This window comes from Streptomyces sp. AC627_RSS907 (assembly GCF_019049165.1).
The window spans coordinates 1-557 of sequence record NZ_JAGMUE010000624.1 but is presented as its reverse complement, the minus strand read 5'-3'; the positions used below and the strand labels follow the sequence as shown (position 1 = coordinate 557).

The following is a 557-nucleotide window of genomic DNA, read 5'->3' as shown; positions in this document are numbered from 1 at the left end:
GTACGTGCGGCGGTCCCGTACGACGAGAACGTGGGGTTCGCCGCCATCGGCGTGCTGGCCCTCGTCGCCGCTGCCTGCGGGCACACGCTGTGGCGGCACTACCGGGTACGCAACGGCGCCTGGCGCGCGCTGGGCGACCTGCCCGCCGAGCCGGCCCCAGCACCCACCACCGCGACTCCGGCGATCACGGTCACGGCACCACCCGCGCCGCCCGCGCTGACCGTCCTGCCCGACGAGGTGCCGTACGCGTACGCCCTGCCGGGCCGGGCGGGCTCCGGGCGCGTCGTCGTCTCGGACGCGATGCTGGCCGGGCTCGGCGACCCGGAGCGGCGGGCGCTGGTCGCCCACGAGCGGGCCCACCTGACCGGGCGGCACCACCGCTACCTACTGGCCTCGCGGTTGACCGCGAGCGCCAACCCGTTCCTGCGCCCGCTGTGGACGGCGGTGGCCTTCAGCGCGGAGCGCTGGGCCGACGAGGAGGCGGCGCGCGAGGTGGGCGACCGGCGCGTGGTCGCCACAGCCGTCGGCAAGGCGGCGCTGATCTCCGGGCCCTCACC

The 557-nt window shown here is 77.4% G+C and carries 1 protein-coding gene; it reads left to right on the top strand.

Annotated elements, in window-relative coordinates:
• A partial coding sequence (locus tag KUM32_RS37470) for a M56 family metallopeptidase (RefSeq protein ID WP_217146310.1) occupies positions 1-557 on the top strand: 557 nt, incomplete at both ends.